A 1,026-nucleotide genomic window follows, 5' to 3' on the forward strand; every position below is an offset into this window, starting at 1 on the left:
TGTAAGTGTCCCTAAAAACCAGACAGTTTAAAAATAGAGAAATTTATTAATTTTAAACTGTAAAAGATGAAAAAGACAAGATTCACAGAGACACAAATTGTTTCCGCATTAAAGCGGCAGGAAGGAGGCATTCCAACCAAAGAACTCTGCCGCGAGTTGGGCATATCTGAAGCAACATTCTACAATTGGAAGAGTAAGTATGGCGGTATGGAAGCTTCAGAAGTAAAGCGCATAAAAGAGTTGGAAGAGGAGAATGCCCGGCTAAAACGTATGTATGCCAACCTGGCTATGGATAACGAGATATTGCGAGATCTGTTCACAAAAAAAGGTTGGGCCCTGCCACCAAAAGGCAACTAAGCGAGGAACTTGTGAAGGATCGTAAAATACCGGTGAGCCGGGCCTGCAAAATAGTTTTATTACCCCGTTCTCAGTATTATTACACATCTGTAAAGGATGACTCAGAAGTAATAGATGCCTTACAGAAGTTAGCCTTTGCCCATCCATCGTATGGATTTAGGAAACTTTTTGCTTATTTACGCCGCTCGGGCAAGGACTGGAATCATAAGCGGGTGTATCGCATTTATAAGTTATTAAAGCTGAACAAGAAAAGAAAGGGAAAAAGACGTTTACCTGCACGGGTAAAACAACCATTACAGCAACCAACAGAAGTGAACAAGACATGGAGTATGGATTTTATGAGTGATAGCATGACCGGCAACCGCAGGTTCAGAACGTTCAATGTAATGGATGATTGTAGCAGGGAGGTATTGGCAATCGAGGTTGACACGTCAATATCATCAAAACGGGTGATCAGGACACTAGACCGGGTCATCTCGTTGAATGGGAAGCCTCAAATTATAAGAGTGGATAATGGTCCTGAGTTTACTTCAAAAGACTTTGATTTATGGGCTAAAGTAAAAGGAATCCATATTCAATATATTCAGCCCGGAAGGCCTATGCAGAACGGATACATCGAACGTTTTAATCGTCTTTACCGGGAGGCGGTATTGGATGCTTACCTGTTCT

The 1,026-nt window shown here is 41.7% G+C and carries 2 protein-coding genes; both read left to right on the forward strand.

Annotation, left to right across the window (positions count from 1 at the left end):
* Nucleotides 1-66: 66 nt before the first annotated feature.
* Nucleotides 67-357 carry a transposase gene (locus C8J95_RS18880; RefSeq protein ID WP_221407255.1) on the forward strand — a complete coding sequence of 97 codons (291 nt, stop codon included), beginning with the start codon at nucleotides 67-69 and terminating at the stop codon, nucleotides 355-357.
* 11 nt (nucleotides 358-368) lie between these two features.
* Nucleotides 369-1,026: IS3 family transposase (locus tag C8J95_RS18580; protein ID WP_221407256.1), on the forward strand; the 658-nt coding region annotated here is incomplete at its 3' end.

The organism is Elizabethkingia sp. YR214 (genome assembly GCF_003058195.1).
In the GTDB taxonomy this organism is placed as follows: Bacteria; Bacteroidota; Bacteroidia; order Flavobacteriales; family Weeksellaceae; genus Elizabethkingia.